We start from the raw sequence: 19,486 nt of genomic DNA, 5'->3' as shown, positions 1-19,486 counted from the left end.
TAAAAGTAGAACGATCATTCTTCTTGGTCAAGCGATTATTTTGAACGGCCAACGGGAAGACCTGTGTCCGCCTATGGTGTAAGCTCGTGGGCTCTTCGGATTCGACCCATTGCGAGCCCTATGCCGTCGTTATTCAAACGTTCCCTGTTGCCCAAGCTGCGCGGTTTTCCTCTTGCCCCCGAGGCGATCGACGTGCTCTGCGGAGCCGCCGAGTTTCGCCGCTGCCTGCTGGAAAAAATTGCCCAAGCCACTCAGCGCATTTACATCGTTGCGTTGTATTTGCAACACGACGAGGCCGGCCAGGAGATATTCGATGCCCTGCACGCGGCCAAGGCCGCTCGTCCCGAACTGGATGTCGTGGTGGTGGTTGACTGGTTGCGCGCTCAGCGCGGCCTGATCGGTGCCGGTAAACAGCCGGGAAACAGCGCCTGGTATCAAGCCATGACCCACAGCCACGCCAGCAGTGTGCCGGTATACGGTGTGCCGGTGCAGACCCGTGAATTGTTTGGCGTGTTGCACCTCAAGGGATTCGTGATCGATGACAGCGTGCTGTACAGCGGCGCCAGCCTGAACAATGTGTATCTGCACAAGTTCGACAAGTACCGTTTCGACCGCTATCACCTGATTCACAACAAGCCGCTGGCCGACTCCATGCAGCATTTGGTGGAGCATGGGCTGGTCGCTTCGAAGGCCGTTCACCGCCTGGACCTGGCGAATCCGCCCAGCACACGCAGCTTGCGCAATGACATCGGTGATCTGCGCAGCCGTCTCAAACATGCGGCATATGACACCAGCAGCGGTCAGTTGCCCAATGGCGGGTTATCGGTCAGCCCGTTGCTCGGGGTTGGCAAAAACAATTCGCTGAGTCGGGTGATCTGTGAACTGATCGCCAGCGCCCAGTACCAGTTGACCATCTGTACACCGTATTTCAACCTGCCGTTGGCCGTCACCCGTGAAATCAATCGTGCCCTGGCACGTGGGGTGAAGATTGACATCGTCGTCGGTGACAAGACCGCCAACGATTTCTACATTCCGCCTAGCGAGCCGTTCAAGGTGATCGCTGCGCTGCCGTATCTCTATGAGATCAGCCTGCGCCGTTTTGCCAAACGGCATCAGCGGATGATCGATAGCGCTCAACTGAACCTGCATCTGTGGCGCGACGGGGATAACACCTACCACCTCAAGGGCATGTGGATTGACCAGTGCTATACCTTGCTCACCGGTAACAACCTCAACCCGCGGGCATTTCGCCTGGACTTGGAGAATGCCTTGCTGATTGACGATCCCAAGGGCGAATGGTTGGAACCGCGGGGCGCCGAGCTTGTGGAGATTTTCCGGCACGCCACGCGTATCGAGGGTTACCAGCAACTGCAGACGCTGGTGGATTACCCGGCAGCCGTCGGCAAGTTTCTGCGTCGGGTCAGCCGAGTGCGGATCGAGCGCTTGTTGTACCGGATCCTCTAGGATTCAGCGCGGTTGCCGGGGCGCGGGCCAGCAGGCGACGAGTAACAGCAGGGCCGCGGCCACCAGGTACGGCAGACGCGGTTCGATGGCATAGATCAGGGTCCCGACGAGTGGCCCGATGACCACCCCAAAACCCTGCGCAGCGCCCACCGAACCCGCCGTCGCGCCTTGTTCAGAGGCTTCTACGGCGTTGGCCGCAAGTGCCGCGAAGGACGGAAAAATCCAGCCCATCCCGGCTGCCGAGACAAAGAAGCACAGCCACAGGATCCACGCCGTGTCGGCGAACATGCTGCCGGCGAACCCCAGGCCCGAAACGATGGCGCCGACACGAATCATCCGCAGTGGCGACCACTCCAGTTTGCGCACCAGCAGTTGCGAGCAGATCAAGGCCAGGCCGACCATGGTCAGGGCGATCCCGGCTGTTTGGGCGGCATCGGCCGGATTCATTTTCAGACGGTCCAGGGCGAAGAAACCCACGGTGATCTGGGCAATCGATACACACAACATTGCGACAAACGCCACCACCAGCGGACGCCGCAAGCGTGGGTCCGAGAGGTTCACCGCCTTGGGCGGCTGTTTGAGATGCAGTTCCTGGCGTGGCAGTTGTTTCAGCAGCACCAGGAAGCCCGCCATCGGCAGCAGCGCCATTGCATAAAACGGCAGGCTCAGGCTGTACCGGGCCAGCAGCGCGGCAATCGCCGGCCCCAACACCAGGCCGCAAGCGTTGGCGGCACCCAGGGAAGCCATGGCTTTGGCGCGATGGCCGGGTTCGATATTGTCGGCAATCAGCGCATATCCACCCACCGGGATGGCCGCGTAGAACACCCCGATCAAGCCGCGCCCCAGCACCAGCCCGATAAACGCCAGCGTGGCCGAGGGCAGCAGCTCCAGCGAGGCATCGATAAACACGCAAAGAGCCCAGTAGGCCAAGGTGAAACCGCCTGTGCCGAGCAACAATACCCGGCGCCGACCAAGACGGTCGCTGGCCTGGCCCCAAGGCCGCGCCAGGAGCATCCAGATCACGCCCGACACCGTTACCGCCGCACCCGCCTGCCAGGTTGCCAGCCCGAGGACCCGGGCGATCGGACCGATCAGTGAGACGAACGCCATCATCGCCATGGTGCAGGCCATGTTGGCGATGAGCAGCGGACGCAAGTTGAACGAGGCCGGGGCGGTCAATGCAGCTTTGACCCCAGCGGTCGAATTGGACATGGGCAATCTTCCGTGAGTGAGTATCGCTTGAACGGTATAGATAAGACGACTAAACCGATAGCGAGATTAGCCGGACTGATGAGGATGTACAGCCGGCCGATACGCAATCGCGGGCGAAAGTCGCCCGCGATTATTGCCCGGATCGAGCCTGCTTGGATCAGTTCAAGCCCAGCTTGCCACGCAGGGTCGACAGGTCTTCGGCCAGGGTGTTGACCGGACCGATCAGCGCCTTGCGGTGGTTTTCCTTGACCTTGTCGTAGGTTTCAAAGCCGCCGTCGGTGGTTCTGTACTGGGCCAGGATGTTGTTTACGGTGGCGAAGTTCTTGTCGACCTTGGCCAGGAATACCTTGTCCTGTTGCTCGATCTGTCCACGGAACAGGTCGACGATTTTTTTCGCACCGTCGATATTGCCCTGGAAGTCGTACAGGTCGGTGTGGCTATAACGATCTTCCTCACCGGAGATCTTGGTGGCGGCCACTTCTTCCAACAACGCGGCGGCACCGCCGACGACCTTCTCCGGTGGGAAGGTCAGCTCGGCGACACGCTGTTGCAGGTCCTTGACGTCGTTGTTCAGACCGTCGGCCAGGGCATCCAGGCCTTGGGTGGTGTGTTCGGCGAACAGGCTGTATTCGAGGCGGTGGAAGCCGGTGAAGTCCTCGGCCTTGACGCCTTTTTCGTGATCATCGACACGAGAATCAATCGACGCATCAAGGTCGCTGAACAGCTCGGCGATCGGCTCGATCGTTTCATAGTGGACGCGGGTCGGTGCATACAGCTGCTTGGCGGTGGCCAGATCGCCCTGTTTCACTGCTTGGGTGAAGGCCTGGGTCTGCGTGACCAGTTCGTCGATCTGCTCGGTGACGTAGATCTTGTAGTCCGAGACCGGGCCGACCAGATCCAGTGGCGCCGGCGCGGCAAAGGCCGCCTGCGCAGCTACGGCCAGCAGCAACGATAACGCGAGAGGTGTTTTTTGCATGGGACGGTTTCCGTTGTGGTGTGTCAGGTCTTGGCGGTGGTTGGCGCTTGCGTGGCAGCCAGCAGCGTGCGGCCGACAAAATCCTGCGGCCCGGTGACGCCCGGCAAAGTGAAAAAATACCCGCCGCCTACCGGTTTGAGGTATTCCTCCAAAGGTTCGCCGTTGAGTCGGGTTTGCACACTGATGAAGCCTTTCTCCAGGTCAGCCTGGTAACAAATGAACAGCAGCCCCATGTCCAACTGACCGTTTTTGTTGACGCCGTTGGAGTAATTGAACGGCCGACGCAGGATCAGATTGGCCTGCGTTTGCGGGGTGCGCGGGTTGGCCAGGCGGATATGCGCATCGAGCTTGGTCAACTTGCCCTGCGGGTCCTTGCTGTAGTCGGGAACTTGGGTTTCCTGTTGACCGTCCATGGGCGCGCCGCTGGCCTTGATCCGGCCGATGATGCTTTCCTGCTCCTGCAGGGGCGTGCGGTCCCAGCGCTCGACGAAATTGCGGATGATCCGCACCGCCTGGTAGCTGCCATTGGCCGCCCAGGCGGGTTCGTCGCTGGCGGGCTGCACCCACACGATTTGCTCCATGGTTCGATGGTCATTGGAGTCCGGGTTGGCCGAGCCATCGCGAAAACCGAGAAAGTTGCGCGCGCTCTGGGCGGGTGTGCCGGGACGGGCAGGGGGCTGGGGCGGCACGCTGCCTTCCTGCTTCCAGCGCACCAGCAGGAGGTCTGGCAGGTTCTTCACGATGTCGCGCAGGGCGTGGATATTGGTGTCCGGGGTATTCGCGCAGAATTGCAGGCTCAGGTCGCCATGGCACTGCGCCGCCTCCAAGGCGTCGTTGGGAAAACCGACCATACGGCTCAGGCGCTTGGGCTTGGCGCTGGCCAGGCCGAAACGCTCATCGAACAGCGAATCGCCGACCGAAACGGTGATGGTCAGATTGTCCGGCGTCACCACCGGGCCAAGAATGCCCGAGTCGGTCGGCGGTAGTTTCGGATCCACCTGCGGCACGGCACCGCCGGTCATCAGAAAGCCGATGCGCTCGTTCAACGTGCGGAACAGCCGCTCCAGGTCTTCACGGTCGCTGGCCAACACATCGAAGGCCACCAGCATCCCGCAGGCCGGGCGCGGCGTGACGATGCCGCTTTGGTGCTTGCCATGGAAAGCATGATGGTCGCGGGTCTTATCGCTGCTCGGAGCGGTCGTGACCTGGGCGGCAGTGGCAGCCATCGCCGGACAACTCAGGCTGCTGCCGGCTAGCGCAGCGCCGGTGGCAGCCATTCCCAGCAGGACACGGCGCCGCTGGCGGTCAAATTGTGCTGAATCAGTCATCTGTCTAGTTGTCTTCACTTCAGGCCGGAAAGGTCAAGGGCGGGGTCGATTCCATCGAGTGCAACGGCCAGGGCCTTGGCCTTGTCGGCGATCTGCTTGCGCTGATCGACGGTAACGCTGTCATAGGGTCTGTAGTGGTTATCGGTTTTCAAGGCGTTGAGTTGGGCATCGAATCCGGCCATGGTGCTGTCGATCCCGGGTAACAGCTCGGCAGCCGACTTGCTCAGCAGCGCACGCATCAGGTCGACCACCTTGCGCGTCACTTCCAGGTTGGCGGCAAAGCCATTCAGGTCGATGTGGCTGTAGCGCTCTTCCTCGCCGCTGGCGGCACGCACGTCCGCGAGGTTATTGAGGTTGCGCACCAGGATGCTCACCAGTTGCTCCGGCGGCAGTGACTGGGCCAACAGCTGTTGCTTGAGACGGGTGACATCGGTGAGCAGGCGCTGCGCCATGGGCGTGAGATTGTCGAGGCTGCGTTGCTCGAACAGGCTGTATTCGAGGCGATGAAAGCCGGTGAAGGCCGGGTCTTGCTCACGCTTTTCAAAGTAATCGGCGCGGGCGTTGATTGCATTGTCCAATGGCGCCAGGCGCTGGGCGGCCGGGGCGAGACGCTGGTAGGCTTCGCGGGCGGGCAGGTACAGCGCTTGAGCCTGATTCAGGTCGCCGGCGGCAATCGCCTGTTCAAGCGCGGTGACGGCCTGGATCAACGCACTGCCTTGACGACTCAGATAGACGCGGAACTCGGACAATGGGCCGATAAAGGCGACCATCGAAGGCTTGGCTTTCGCCTGGGCCTCGGATTCGGCCGTGGGGGTCACCTGCAAGGTGCCGCGCGGGTTGCTCAACAAGCCGCAGGTGATGGCGTAGTTGCCGGGCAACAGGTTGGCGTTGATCACTTGGCTCAGGCCTGGCGCGATGTTTTCGCGTTCTTCAACCACCAGCACGCCATCGAGGATTTCCCATTCCACTGCCCGCTCCGAACGGTTGATGATGCGGAAGCTGGCCCGGCCCGCCGGTACCGTCAGGGTATTGGGCTCGCAGCGGTGGGCGTGGATGGTCACCGCGATCTCATTGTGGTTGACCTGACGCTTGGCGGCGGCCCGTTGTGAGGCGTAGTAGAACAGGCCTGCGGCTGTGATCATCACGACCGCCGAGCCGGCCACTGCCCAGCGCAGAGCGCGAGGAGGCGAAGACGGTTGAGGAGATTGAGTGGACAAGAGGCGTTCCTTACGGGTTGGCAACGGAAGAAGAAGGGCGCGGCGCGCAGGTGATGGGAGCCGCTGGAAGAAAGAACATCACCAGGGCGATCACCAGGTAGATCAGATAGGCGCCCAGGGTGCTGGCCGTCGGCGCATCCTGATAACCGAACATCCCCGCCAGTACCGAACCCAGCGACCCATCCATGGGCAGCGTGGCGCTGAAATCGAACAACACGGTTTGCCAGTGGTTCCAGACTCCCGCTTCGTGCAGGGCCTGTACCGAGTTGGCGAGGATGCCGGCGGCCACCACGAGAATGAACAGACCGGTCCAGCGAAAAAACGCACCGAGGTTCAGGCGCATGCTGCCGCTATAGATCAGGAACCCGACGATGATCGCCAGGATCAACCCGAGCAGAGCGCCTACGGGCGCGCCCAGACCGTCGCTTTGCTGGAATACCGCGAGCAGGAAGAACACGGTCTCCAGGCCTTCCCGAGCCACGGCGAAAAACACCATGGCGATCAGCGCGATGACCTGATGCCTGGAGCCGGTCAGCGCGTGATCGAGAGATTGGTGCAGGGAATGCTTGATGGACCGCGCCACCTTGCGCATCCAGAACACCATGGAGCTGAGAATGCCCACGGCCACCAGGCCGACGATGCCTTCGAACAGCTCTTGCTGTTTTTGCGGGAACTCGGCGCTGACAAGTTCCAGGCCGCCACCCACCAGCAACGCCAGGGCGGCGGCGAGAAACACCCCGATCCAGACCGCCGGCATCCACTGGCCGCGTCCGGTCTGTTGCAGGTAGCTGGCAATGATGCCAACGATCAGCGCCGCTTCAATCCCTTCGCGCAGCATGATTAGAAATGGAACGAGCATTCGACACCGCAGCTAATTAGATAGGGTGCTAAGTTGTAACATAATGATACTTATTCCTAAATGACATTTATTGGCGTTTGCTGAACGGCGGCTGAACGGAATCCATCTGCATCGCAGGGTGCTCGCGAAGAAAACCAATACACCGCAGCTGGCCGCGTTATCGCTGGCTTCCTTCGCAAGCAGGCTCGCTCCTACAATGGTCGACTTACACATGACAACAAAATTGAGCCTTCGCCAATGTCGGTAAAAGACACCATCTCCATTCACCTGGTACGTGAAGCCCTGTTGCAGAGCTGCGCGCCGGGTGCGGCGACCCAGGAAGCGTTGAGCAAGGTGGGTATTGCCCCGGCGCTGTTGGAACAACCCATGGCACGGGTTCCGGCCATGGCTTATGCACGGCTGTGGCGCTTGCTGGCACGACGCAGTGATGATGAGTTCTTCGGCATGGACCCGCGCAGGCTCAAGTCCGGCAGCCTGGCATTTCTCTGCCGCGCCTCGATGGCCCAGCCGACCCTGGCGGCGGCCCTTGAAACCGGACTGGAGTTTCTATCGTTGATGTTGGAACACATGCCGGCCCAGCTGGTGCGCCAGCAGAGCCTGGCGGAAATTGTACTGCTGGAACCGGAAACCGACCCCCGGCGCGCATTTACTTATTTTTGCTACTGGATGATCGTCCATGGCGTCGCTTGCTGGTTGGCAGGCCGACGCATTCCGATCCTGGCGATTGAATTGCGTTGCCCGCAACCGGCGTTTTGTGATGACTACCAGGTGATGTTTTCCGACAACCTGCGCTTTGATCGGCCACGCACGCGGATGATTTTCTCTGCCGATTGTCTTGATCTGCCGATCAAGCGCAGTCCTGAAGAACTCAAGCGCTTCCTGGCCCATGCACCGGCCAATATCCTGGTCAAATACCGTGACCCCGACAGCTTGGCCACCCGCATCAAGAAAGACTTGCGCCAGATGCCCGCCGACACCTGGCCCGAAACCGAGAGCCTGGCTAACCGCTTGTGCATGTCCGCTTCCACCTTGCGCCGCCGCCTGGCCGAGGAGGGCCAGACTTATCAGGGACTCAAGGACAGCGTGCGCAAGGAACTGGCGATTGTCTGGCTGGCCGAGGCCGAGATCAGCTTTGCCGATATCGCCAGCCGGTTGGGGTTTGCCGATGTGAGTTCGTTCTATAAGGCGTTTCGCAAATGGTCAGGCTCCAATCCTGGCCATTACCGCAGCCTGATTCTCAATGACCTCAGTTAACGGCAAAGTCGGCTGTCGCACCGGAAACATCCTATAGGTGGCGATAATGTAATCCATAAGCTGGAGGCACTTTTTCCGAGTTAAAGAGTGCCGAACATGCCATTGAATCGCCTTCACGCTGATTCCTTGAACGGGTATCGCCCCTCAGGCAATCTCGCGCCGCGTCGCTTGAGCAGCATCGGTGAAGAGGTGGTGACCGTACGCAACAGCGCACAACAACTCGCCGGTCATGCTGAGCTGGAGCAATTGCGCCAAGACATCAAGCACACCTCGGACGCCCTGCAACGCCATCAACTGCACGCCGATTATGAAGATGTACGCCAACATCCACTGAGCAACACGCAAAAGCTCAAGGACCTGTTGATGCGGGTCCGGATGGCCGGCTCCGGGCATCGGCCAGGACATGTTCCCAACCGCTCCATGCAACAGGCATGGGCGGCCGAAGAGCGGTTAGCGCAACTGAATCAGCGATACCTTCCACTGGCCAGGGCAGAAGCCTTGGCGCAGATGGGCGATCAATTGACGGCGGCGGAGCAGGCGCTCGAAGCGCTTCCGGCGGCCCTTGCGGCTGCACTCAAGCCTCAGGTCGAGCGCTTCAAGGAGCGTTATGAGGCGGCAAAATTCGGCTTGGCGATCACCGTCGGCAGGGACTTTGCGCAAGACGCCGCGCCTTTGATGCCGCTGTTCAACCTGGGTACCTATCTGGGGATTGAGCAAGCAGGTCAGGGCATCCGCGACGCCGTGCAGGCGGCACAGGATCTCTACAGCGGGGAAACGGCCAGCCGCCCCAGCCGCTTATATGAAAACCAGTCGAAGATGTTCGCCGAGGACCAACAACGGGCCAGGGCGGCCTGGGACGCACAGGTCGTCGACGCGCCGGCGCCAACCGCGCCCACCACGGCGGGTCCCACCTGGCTTCAACAGTTCAGCGCCGACGCCCGGGAATTGCTGCGGCGCATCGACCGCGCGCTGAGCCTGCCGGGTGCCGAGGGCGTGGAGCTGGAGGAAGTGGTGGTGCTGTTGCAAGACATGGTCGGCCAGGGACGTCACGTCGAGTCTGCCGGCCTACAGGCGCTGGGCAATGAGGTGTATCGCCCGACCACCGAAAGCATCGCGAACCCGGCGCTGACCGAGCAGCTGCAATCGATGGCTGGGGCCCTGCGCACGTGGCTGGTGCTGACAGGCGCGTTGGCGGCGCAACGGGTAGGCAACGCGGTTGAGCAACATCCGCTGCTGACTGTGGGCGCGCTTGCCGCGTACGGTGCCATCAGCACTGTCTACAGCAGTTGGTGCCTGCCCGCCGACGACGGCTTGATCGTTCCGTTTGCCAAACAGCCCGAGGTCCCATCGCAATTGACCAGCGAGCAGTTGCAAGTGCGGGTCGAGCGCGCGCTGGACGCGCCATGGCCGGGGCATCCGCATGAGACGTTCTATGATGCCCTGGCGGTGCTGGTGGACGACTCCGCGACCACGCCGACGCGGCGTCGGCGTGATGCCGAGCGCGAGACGCCGTCGTCTGTCGAGGTGCAAAAAGTGCTCGTCTGGCTGCATGCACCGAGTGCGGACGGTTGTTCGACGTTAGGTTCCGAGTTTCGCCGATACGCGCTCGTTCCGATTTCTGTAGCGGATGATCTACTCGCGGAGCAAGTGCTCAAGGCGCTGGCCGCACGTGTACGCGCCGAGGAGCACACTGCCGAGCGCCTGGCGGCGAAACTGGCGGCCCATACCGAGGCGCAGATCGAGCCGTTGCTCACGGAGTGGATGAGCACCTACAAACCGATCCTGCAACCCAGCGTGTTTATCGAGCAGCATATCGCGCAAGGCATCCAGGCTTTTCAGAACGCCACCGGCACCGCCAAGCACTGCACCTCGGATACCCCGATCCGAGTCGGATACCGCGAAATATTACCTGCCAACCCTAACCTGCAGATCCGGGCGCCGCAGATCCAGTATCAGACTTTCGCCCTGCGAGAAGTCGTCACGGGCACCTTCTGGCATGACATTCGCGCCAAACGCGGCCCGCTGGACGTGCGTTACACAGCGGTTTCCTACGAGCATCAGCGGCTGATCGACGCGCTACGGGCACAGGATCTGGCTGGCAAACTGGAGAAAAGCCTGGCTGAGTACCGAGCCGACCCGCGCAACAAACAGCGGGTGAGCCAGTTGTATCAGGGTCAGATCCAGCAACGTTGCCTCGAATACCTGAACCGCCACCCTGCGGATTCGGCGTTCTACGGCAATGTCACCGATTTCATGCTCGGCAAACACCAGGCCGCCGAGGTGACCTTTCACGGCGTCAGGCTCAACGGAGTGGTACTGATCCCGCAAGAGCAGGGCGGCCTGCTGTTCAGCGTCGACGACGAGCAGTACTTTCATATCGAGACCAAAAACGAAGTGTATGTGCACTACGGCCAGAGGAAATGGCAACCGGTGCCGGTGTACCCAGACAGCCCGGAGTTTCGTCAATGGGTCATGCAAAAGCTGCCGGTTTTCGAGCAGTTCAAGTACGCCGCTGACGCCAACGCATTTGCCGTGAAAAAGGAGGGATACCACAAACAGGCGCACCTGGGCATTCCCGAGAACGGCGGCAAGCTTTCCTTCCTGCCGCTGGCCTTTGAGCCGCGTGAAGATATGCGCGATCTCAGCGAGCAACTGTTCGACGGGTTCATGCAGCGCCTGAAGTCCGACATCGACAAGCTGGTGTTTACCGACGGCGAACGCCGCAGCCTGGATTTGCTCGACGTCTGCAAGGCGATCTTGCAACTCTATGCCACGGTCGGGGCCGTGGGCATGGGCGGCACGGGCGGGGTAATGCTGGGCGGCGTGTTAGGCGCCGCGGGGATGGGCGTCAGCCATGCCCAGGCGGCCATTTCCGATCGTCCTGACGAGGCTGCGCGCTACCAGCAGCAAGCCTCCGACTACACCAAGCAGGTGGTGCTCTCGGCCTTTCTGCTGGCGGCGGGCCCGGCGTTCAGGCCTGCCATGCTCGCCCGCGGCGGTTATCGCACGGTTGCCCATATCAAGCCGCTCTTGCAGCGCTATCACTGGCTCAAATACCAGGCGGGCCGGACGGCGGCGAAAATCTCCACGCAACTGCGCTGGGCGCAGCTCAACGATGCCGGTAAAACCCAGCAGTTGACCAAGGTGTTAGCCGGCACCGCGGATGCACGCGCGCTGGCGGGGTTGGTCGACGAGCGCACGCTCAATCAGGCGATTCGCAACAACCTGCTGCTCGATGGTCTGGGGCAGTCCAAGACGCGTTTTTCCTGGGGCCGATTTGCCTTCGAGCGGTTCAACGGCCAGCGACGCCTGGCCTCCGACCTGCGCCGGCTCAGAGAGGTCAACAGGCAGGTAGAGACGTTGTTCAAAACCCCACCTGTGGTGCCACGGCAAGTGATGTCCGGCGACCCCGCAGCGGCAGCGGCCGAATGGATAGTCGGCCGCAGCACCAGTAATACCCTGACGAGCGCGCAGGTGGAGCGGGTGTTGCGACAGTTTCGCCATGCCGACATCAATGATCCCAAGGTGATCGATGCGGTGCATGCCGCCCTGTATCAAGCCCCGGGCGGACAACTGCCGCGGTTCTTCCGTTCCAGCAGCGACCCGGTACATATGGGCTCGGATGTGGCGCGCGCGGGATTCGAGAAAATCATTCGCGGTTCGGCGCAGTCGGCGAACGCCGATCGTCTGTTTGCCACGATCAACCGTTATCACCCGTATGGCGATGGCAATGGGCGCACGGCGCGCGCGCTGTACGCCCTGGCGCGATTGCGCGAGGACGGCACGGCCTTCAAGGCGTTGACTGCCGAGGGGGAGAAGTTGCTGCTGGGTTTGCAGCACCCCGCAACACCGGGTGTCGCCCCGCTCATCAACGCCATCGGCGGGCGCGCCCAACGCTCGAGAATCGCGGTGTTCAGAAGCAGTGATCTGCCCAAGCGCAAAATCCCTACACCCAGGTTGCGGACTGAGCCGGTGAGAGTGATCGAGGCGCATCCATCCTACCGCTTGCCCGCCGAGATGCAGGACTATCTGGCGCTCTTGCAACGTGATCGAGCGATCGCGGCCGCCATCGCTGCGCCGGCGGGGAAATGCGCATCGCTGATGGAACCCGTGGCCCGGTTCATGAAAGCGCAGGGGATGACTGATATCAAATACCGCGGCATCTTTATGTTCAACAACATGGCCGAGGAAAAGTGGCTCAACCATTTTGTGGTCGTCGGGTCCAAGCAAGGCAAACCCTATGTGTTCGATCTGACGGCCACCCAGTTCGCCAACAAAGGCATGCCCGCGCTCGACAAACCGTTGATCTTGCCGGAGGCCGCCTGGGCCGATCTGTACCGCTCGGCCACCACCCGCAAGCTGATCAAATACAAGGACTTTTCCAGCAGTCAAAGGGCGGAGCAGGCGTTCAACCCGCAGCCTCCGGTGCAAAGCCCGACGACCTTTATCGAGGACGCAAAAATTCTCCACGCGCCCAGCTGGTACACCCAATTGAGCTAAGAAAAACCCCCGTTCAATCAGATTGAACGGAGGCTTTTTGTTGCAGCGGTGATGGGTGTCTGACACAACAGCCCATGTGCGGGACGGGCTTGTGTGGGAGCGGGCTCTACTTTGCTGCAAATCGGCGCAGACAAAAAAAGCCCCGTGACCGAATGGACCACGGGGCTAAAGATTGGCTGGATGCGACCAACCAAAGGAGCTCTTTTACCTCACTTGCTGCTGGCGACCACCGTATCCGGCTGCCAGCCACCACCCAGCGCCTTGTAGATCGCGACGATGCCGCGATACAGATCGACTTCGGCCTGGGCCTGGGTGTCTTCGGCGGCCAGGCGTTCGCGTTGGGCGTCCAGCAGTACCAGGAAATCCACGGTGCCTTCGCGGTAGCGAATCTGCGCCAGGTCGGCAGCGGCGCGACTCGACTCGCTCTGACGAATCAGCGAGATCAAGCGCTGTTGACGTTTGCTGTAGTCGCTGAAAGCGTTTTCCGATTCTTCCAGCGCCAGCAACACTTGCTGCTCATACGTTGCCAATGCGCCATCGGCCTCGGCATCCGCGCCGCGCAGGCGTGCCCGCACGCTGCCCAGGTCGAAGGCGGCCCAGGTAATGCTCGGGCCCAGCGCCCAGGCGCTAGCGGCGGATGAGCCGATCTGCGAACCGCGTCCGGCGGTAAAGCCGAGGAAGCCGCTGAGGCTGACCCGAGGAAACAGGTCGGCCTTGGCCACGCCGATGCGTGCGGTGGCGGCGGCCAGTTTGCGTTCGGCGCTGAGAATGTCCGGGCGTCGTTGCAGCAATTGTCCCGGATCCCCAATCGGCAACGCCTTGGCAATCGCCGGCAGGTTCGCCGGGCTCAGGTCCACGCTCAGCTTGTCCGGGCGCTGGCCGAGGAGGGTGGCGATGCGGTTGCGCTCGCGCACTTGCTCGGCTTGCAACTGCGGCACACTCGCCTCGACTGCGGCGAGGCGTGCGTCGGCGCGCACCACGTCGAGCTGATCACCGACACCGGCATCGCGCAGGCTTTCGGTAATGGTGCGCGAGTCCTGCTGGTTTTTCAGGTTGGCCAGGGCGATTTTTTCCCGCAGTTGCGCGCCCCGCAGTTGGCCGTAGGCATCCACCAATTCGGCAATCATTGTGACTTGCAATTGATAGAGGTCGGCTTCGGCGGCCTGTTGGTCGGCGTCGCTGGCCTCAAGGTTGCGCTGAATACGCCCGAACAGGTCCAGCTCCCAGGCCATGTCCAGGCCCAGGTCGTAGCGTTCGCTGTTGACCCGGCGGGTGGTCTGGCCGGGGATTTGTCCCTTGGCCAAATCACTGCTGGCGCGGCTGGTAATGGTCGGCATGGCGTCATTGCTGGCGTCATCGCGAATCGCTCGCGCGGCCCGCAGCCGAGCAAAGGCGACCCGTAAGTCCCGGTTGCCTTGCAGTGACTGAGTCACTAACTGGTTGAGCGTCGGGTCCTCGAACTGCTGCCACCAGATGCCTTCAAATTTTGCGTGGTCGTACTGTTTGGCGTCGGCGGCGGCCGTAATATTAGCCGCCTCCGGGGTTTGGGCCTGGTAGTCCGGGCCCACGGCACAAGCGCTCAGCGCCAGTACCAACAGGCTCGGGAGAAAGACTTTCACACTCATTGCTGTGTCTCCAGCTTCAGGGCCTTGGCCGCTTTGCGCGCTTCGCCGCGCTCGACATAACGACGGATCAGTACGTAGAACACGGGGGTCAGCAGTAGCCCGAAGAAGGTCACCCCGATCATCCCGGAGAACACTGCCACACCCATCGCATGCCGCATCTCGGCACCGGCGCCGCTGGAGAAGACCAAAGGCACGACACCCATGATGAACGCGAACGAGGTCATCAGGATCGGCCGCAGACGCAGGCGGCAGGCTTCCAGCACCGCTGCCAGCGGATCGAGACCTTCCTGCTGTTTATCCTTGGCAAACTCGACGATCAGGATCGCGTTCTTACAGGCAAGCCCCACCAGTACGATCAAGCCGATCTGGGTGAAGATGTTGTTGTCGCCGCCGGACAGAATCACCCCGGTGATCGCCGACAGCAAGGTCATCGGTACGATCAGGATCACCGCCAACGGCAGGCTCCAACTTTCGTATTGGGCGGCCAGTACCAGGAACGCCAGCAATACACAGAGCGGGAACACGAACAGCGCGGTATTGCCCGAGAGGATCTGCTGATAGGTCAGGTCGGTCCACTCGTAGGTCATGCCGTTGGGCAGCTCCTCTTTCAACAGTTTTTCAATCGCCGCCTCGGCTTGGCCGGAGCTGTAGCCCGGTGCCGCGTTGCCGTTGATTTCAGCGGTGATAAAGCCGTTGTAGTGCATCACGCGATCCGGCCCCGAGGTATCGCTGACCTTGATGAAGGTCGCCAACGGGATCATCTCGCCTTTGTTGTTGCGCACTTTCAATTGGCCGATCTGGTCTTCGTCGAGACGGAACTGCTGCTCTGCCTGCACGTTGACCTGATAGGTGCGACCGAAACGGTTGAAGTCGTTGGCATACAACGAGCCCAGGTAGATCTGCAGCGTGTCGAAAATGTCACTGATTGCCACGCCGTGGGTCTTGGCCTTGTCGCGGTCGATAGCGGCATCAACCTGCGGCACATTGACCGTGTAGCTGGTGAACAGACCAAACAGCTCCGGCACGTCATGGCTCTTGGTGATGACGTTCTGCACTTCTTTGTACAGCTCCTCGTAGCCCAGGTTGCCACGGTCTTCGACTTGCAGACGGAACCCGCCGATGGTGCCCAGGCCCTGTACCGGCGGCGGCGGGAAGATCGCCATGTAGGCTTCCTGGATATCGGCGTACTTGCCGTTCAAGGCACCGGCAATTGCACCTGCGGACAGGCTCGGATCCTTGCGCTCATCGAACGGCTTCAAGGTCACGAAGACGATGCCGCTGTTGGGGCTGTTGGTAAAGCCATTGATCGACAGGCCGGGGAAGGCCACGGCGCTGTCCACGCCTGGCTGTTTCAAGGCGATGTCGGACATGCGTTTGATCACGTCCTCGGTGCGGTCCAGGCTGGCGGCGTCCGGCAGTTGGGCAAAGGCCACCAGGTATTGTTTGTCCTGGGCCGGGACGAAACCGGTCGGAGTATGGGCAAAACCGAACCAGGTCAGCACCATCAAGCCGGCGTACAGGAACAACGCAATGCCGCTGCCGCGAATTACCCGCCGCACGGTACTGACGTAGCCACCACTGGCGCGTTCGAAAAAACGGTTGAATGGACGGAACAACCAGGCTCCGAACAGCTTGTCGAGCACCTTGGAGAAACGGTCCTTCGGCGCGTCATGGCTGCGCAGCAGCACGGCGGCCAGGGCTGGCGACAAGGTCAGCGAGTTGAAGGCCGAGATCACCGTGGAAATCGCAATGGTCAAGGCGAACTGTTTGTAGAATTGCCCGGTCAGGCCGCTGATAAACGCGGCTGGGATAAACACCGCACACAGCACCAGCGCCGTGGCGATGATCGGGCCGGTCACTTCGCTCATGGCCTTTTCGGTGGCCGGGAACGGTTCCAGGCCCAGCTCGATATTGCGCTCGACGTTTTCCACCACCACGATGGCATCGTCCACCACGATACCGATGGCCAGTACCAGGCCGAACAGCGACAACGCGTTCAGCGAGAACCCGAACAAGTGCATCACTGCGAAGGTGCCGATCAACGATACCGGGACCGCCACCAACGGAATGATCGAGGCGCGCCAGGTTTGCAGGAACAGGATCACCACCAGTACCACCAGGATCAACGCTTCGAACAGCGTATGCACCACGGCCTCGATGGAGCCGCGCACAAAGATCGTCGGGTCATAGACGATGCTGAAGTCCATGCCTTCGGGGAAGCTTTTCTTCAACTCGGCCATCTTGTCGCGGACCTCGTTGGAGATCTCGATGGCATTGGAGCCAGGCCGCTGGAAAATCGGAATGGCCACCGCCGGCTGGTTATTCAGCAACGAACGCAGGGCGTATTGGCTGGAGCCCAGTTCGATCCGTGCGATGTCCTTGAGGCGGGTGATTTCACCGTTATCGCCAGCGCGAATAATGATGTTCTCGAACTCTTCCTCGGTGACCAGGCGGCCTTGGGTGTTGACCGACAACTGGAAGCTGGTGGCGCTCGGCGCGGGTGGCGCACCCAGGGCACCGGCGGCCACCTGACGGTTTTGCTCACGGATCGCAGTGACCACGTCGGTGGCGGTCAGGTTGCGTGAAGCGGTCTTGTTCGGGTCCAGCCAGACCCGCAGCGAGTAATCGCCCATGCCGAACAATTGCACATCCCCGACACCGCCCAGGCGCGCCAACTCATCCTTGATGTTGAGGATGGCGTAGTTGGACAGGTACAGCATGTCGTAGCGCTGATCCGGCGAGGTCAAGTGCACCACCATGGTCAAGTCCGGAGAGGCCTTGTCCACGGTGATGCCGATCCGCGTCACTTCTTCCGGCAGCTTGGGCTGGGTACGCGTCACGCGGTTCTGCACCTGGACCTGGGCGTTATCCAGGTCGGTACCCAGGGCGAAGGTGATGGTCAGAGTGATCTTGCCGTCGGCCGTCGACTGCGAGGACATGTAGAGCATGTTCTCGACGCCGGTGATGGCTTGTTCCAGTGGCGCGGCCACGGTCTCGCCGATGACCTTCGGGTTGGCGCCGGGGAAGTTGGCGCGTACCACCACGGTCGGCGGCACGACTTCCGGGTATTCACTGATCGGCAACTGGAACAGTGAAATCGCGCCGGCGATCAGGATCAACAGCGAAAGCACCGCTGCGAAGATCGGCCGGGAAATGAAGAACTTGGAAAAATTCATCTTGTGTGTAGTCCCTTAACCGCGCGGAGTCGCAGTGCTGACGAGCTTGGAGGCGGTTTTTTCCGGCGTCACTTGCTCCAGGTTGCTGGCCTCAAGTGCTCGTCGTTGTTGTGCCAAGGCCGCGAGAGTTTCCTTGCTGGCCATCGGGATGGTCTCAGGCGCCACCGATGATCCCGGACGCACCCGTTGCAGCCCCTTGACGACAACCGTGTCGTTCTTGTCAAGCCCGCTGCGCACGATGCGCAAGCCTTCGATCTTCGGGCCCAGCTCGACGGCGCGGTACTCAGCCTTGTTGTCGCCGTCCATGACCAATACAAACTTCTTGCCCAGGTCGGTACCGACGGCTTCATCGTTGATCAGCACCGCGGAATAGGTGCCGCTGCCCACCAGTTTCAGGCGTGCATACAGGCCCGGCGTGAAGCGTCCGTCGGTGTTGTCGAACACCGCGCGTCCACGGATGGTGCCGGTCGCCGGGTTGACCTGGTTGTCGACAAAGTCCATCTGGCCCAGGTGCGGGTTGCCGGTTTCGTTGGACAGGCCCAGGTACACCGGAGTGGTGGCGCCACGGCGACCCTGGCGGGCCAGTTCGCTGTACTTGAGGTACACGCGCTCGTCGGCGTCGAAGTAGGCATAGACCTTGTCGGTGGAGACCACGCTGGTCAGTTCGGTGACATCAGCAGTCACCAGGTTGCCGGCGGTGATATCGGCACGGCTGACGCGGCCGCTGATCGGCGCGGTGACGCGGGTGAAGCTCAGGTTCAGCTTGGCCAGGTCCAACTGCGCCTGGATCCCGGCGACAGCCGCGCGGGCTTCCTGGGCGGCGGTGGTGCGCGAGTCGGCCAATTCGGCGGAGATGGCGTTGCTCTGGCGCAGGCGTTCGCCGCGCTTGGCTTCGTTTTCACTGCGCGAAGCGGCGGCCCTGGTCTGTGCCAACTGGGCTTCGAGGCGACGCACTTCGGCCTGGAACGGGCGCGGGTCGATCTGGAACAGCAGGTCGCCTTTCTTGACCAGCGCGCCTTCGGTGAAGGCCACTTTATCGATCTGGCCGGACACGCGCGGGCGAATCTGTACGGTTTCCGGGGCCTCCAGGCGGCCGGTGAGCTCGTCCCATTCATTGACCGGTTGTTCCAGCACCTTGGCGACGCTGACTTTACTGGCTGGCATCGCCGCCGCTTGTTCCGGGGCCTTGCCGCACGCGCTCATCACCATCACCGCCAAAATGGCCAGTGGATAGCGTAAATGTTTGAGTGATTGTTCCATGAGGTGCATCCGCCAATATATTTGAGATGGGGCGGATCATGCTCGGTGACGTGCGCTCTCACGAATCGAATGAACCAAAGATAACTATCATTCGGAATGATATAAGCGCCCGCCAAGCCCCCTGGAATGGGGGTTTCGTTAGGGTGCTATCAATGTGATTGATGATAAACGACTGTCGCAAGCGCTACGGTGTGATTCGCTCATCATATCTGTCCGGAATCCAGTACAGATTAAGACGCTCTGTAGGACATAGATTTCTGTCGCTGAGGACGCTTCCTATGCGTCGCTGACGAGCCTGGCTGTGGGCTTGAGAGCGGGTCGCGTTTGTCGTCTTATTTCCAGTGCTCTGTTGGCGAACTGGAGAGAAACACGGATAAATAAAGGTATTTCATTGGCCTGGGTGACAAGATCACCTGCTGAACTCCACTCGACTGCGTGGCCAGACAACCTTGGGCGACCATCCGAAGTTGAAAACGGCGCTGGATATTTCCAGTAAAAGTCCGGTGCATCACTGGAACAAGGCCGCCGCGTGGGCACGTGGGCAGTCACCACTGCGCATACCTGCACGGCTCGAGCCCAGCGCGGCCGATCCTTCTCTGCCTTCCGAGGCCTGAT

At 61.2% G+C, this 19,486-nt stretch carries 11 protein-coding genes; 3 read left to right on the top strand and 8 right to left on the bottom strand.

Annotation, left to right across the window (positions count from 1 at the left end; all coding sequences use genetic code 11):
* Nucleotides 1-120 precede the first annotated feature (120 nt).
* Entirely contained in the window at nt 121-1,464 is a 1,344-nt protein-coding gene (gene pssA / locus BLU75_RS11095) for a CDP-diacylglycerol--serine O-phosphatidyltransferase (RefSeq protein ID WP_084376546.1), read from the top strand.
* A 3-nt stretch (nt 1,465-1,467) separates the two neighbouring features.
* Here pssA and BLU75_RS11090 read toward each other — a convergent pair whose 3' ends face one another.
* The 5 genes from BLU75_RS11090 to efeU all read right to left on the bottom strand — a co-directional run bounded on the left by BLU75_RS11090 (nt 1,468) and on the right by efeU (nt 7,056).
* Nucleotides 1,468-2,676 carry an MFS transporter gene (locus BLU75_RS11090; protein WP_084376547.1) on the bottom strand — a complete coding sequence of 403 codons (1,209 nt, stop codon included), beginning with the start codon at nt 2,674-2,676 and terminating at the stop codon, nt 1,468-1,470.
* Nucleotides 2,677-2,833: 157 nt separating this feature from the next.
* Nucleotides 2,834-3,652 (bottom strand): iron uptake system protein EfeO, encoded by an 819-nt coding sequence (efeO, locus tag BLU75_RS11085; RefSeq protein WP_084376548.1) that lies wholly within the window; start codon nt 3,650-3,652, stop codon nt 2,834-2,836.
* Nucleotides 3,653-3,675: 23 nt separating this feature from the next.
* Nucleotides 3,676-4,980: an iron uptake transporter deferrochelatase/peroxidase subunit gene (efeB, locus tag BLU75_RS11080; RefSeq protein ID WP_084376549.1), complete on the bottom strand. Its 1,305-nt coding sequence runs from the start codon at nt 4,978-4,980 to the stop codon at nt 3,676-3,678.
* 14 nt (nt 4,981-4,994) lie between these two features.
* Nucleotides 4,995-6,197, bottom strand: coding sequence for an iron uptake system protein EfeO (gene efeO, locus BLU75_RS11075; RefSeq protein ID WP_084376550.1), 1,203 nt, complete (start codon nt 6,195-6,197; stop codon nt 4,995-4,997).
* A gap of 10 nt (nt 6,198-6,207) precedes the next feature.
* Nucleotides 6,208-7,056 (bottom strand): iron uptake transporter permease EfeU, encoded by an 849-nt coding sequence (efeU, locus tag BLU75_RS11070; protein WP_084376551.1) that lies wholly within the window; start codon nt 7,054-7,056, stop codon nt 6,208-6,210.
* 237 nt (nt 7,057-7,293) lie between these two features.
* Here efeU and BLU75_RS11065 point away from each other — a divergent pair, with 237 nt between their 5' ends.
* Complete coding sequence (locus tag BLU75_RS11065) at nt 7,294-8,310, top strand: AraC family transcriptional regulator (RefSeq protein WP_084376552.1); 1,017 nt, start codon at nt 7,294-7,296, stop codon at nt 8,308-8,310.
* Between the two features lie 96 nt (nt 8,311-8,406).
* Nucleotides 8,407-12,810 (top strand): hypothetical protein, encoded by a 4,404-nt coding sequence (locus tag BLU75_RS11060; RefSeq protein ID WP_084376553.1) that lies wholly within the window; start codon nt 8,407-8,409, stop codon nt 12,808-12,810.
* 209 nt (nt 12,811-13,019) lie between these two features.
* Here the strand turns inward: BLU75_RS11060 and BLU75_RS11055 are convergent, their stop codons facing one another.
* From BLU75_RS11055 to mexE, 3 genes are read right to left on the bottom strand one after another with little or no spacing between them, the layout of a single operon-like run.
* Nucleotides 13,020-14,435, bottom strand: coding sequence for an efflux transporter outer membrane subunit (locus tag BLU75_RS11055; RefSeq protein WP_084376554.1), 1,416 nt, complete (start codon nt 14,433-14,435; stop codon nt 13,020-13,022).
* Nucleotides 14,432-17,611 (bottom strand): efflux RND transporter permease subunit, encoded by a 3,180-nt coding sequence (locus BLU75_RS11050; RefSeq protein WP_084376555.1) that lies wholly within the window; start codon nt 17,609-17,611, stop codon nt 14,432-14,434. Before BLU75_RS11050 ends, BLU75_RS11055 begins: the two co-directional genes overlap by 4 nt.
* A 15-nt stretch (nt 17,612-17,626) precedes the next feature.
* The gene (gene mexE / locus BLU75_RS11045; RefSeq protein ID WP_084376556.1) at nt 17,627-18,871 is read right to left on the bottom strand and encodes a multidrug efflux RND transporter periplasmic adaptor subunit MexE; all 1,245 of its coding nucleotides are present in this window, start codon (nt 18,869-18,871) and stop codon (nt 17,627-17,629) included.
* Nucleotides 18,872-19,486 lie beyond the last annotated feature (615 nt).

The organism is Pseudomonas mucidolens, from assembly GCF_900106045.1.
Lineage (GTDB): Bacteria > Pseudomonadota > Gammaproteobacteria > Pseudomonadales > Pseudomonadaceae > Aquipseudomonas > Aquipseudomonas mucidolens.
The sequence above is the reverse complement of the archived record's forward strand: the minus strand, read 5'-3'. Positions and strand labels throughout refer to the sequence as shown.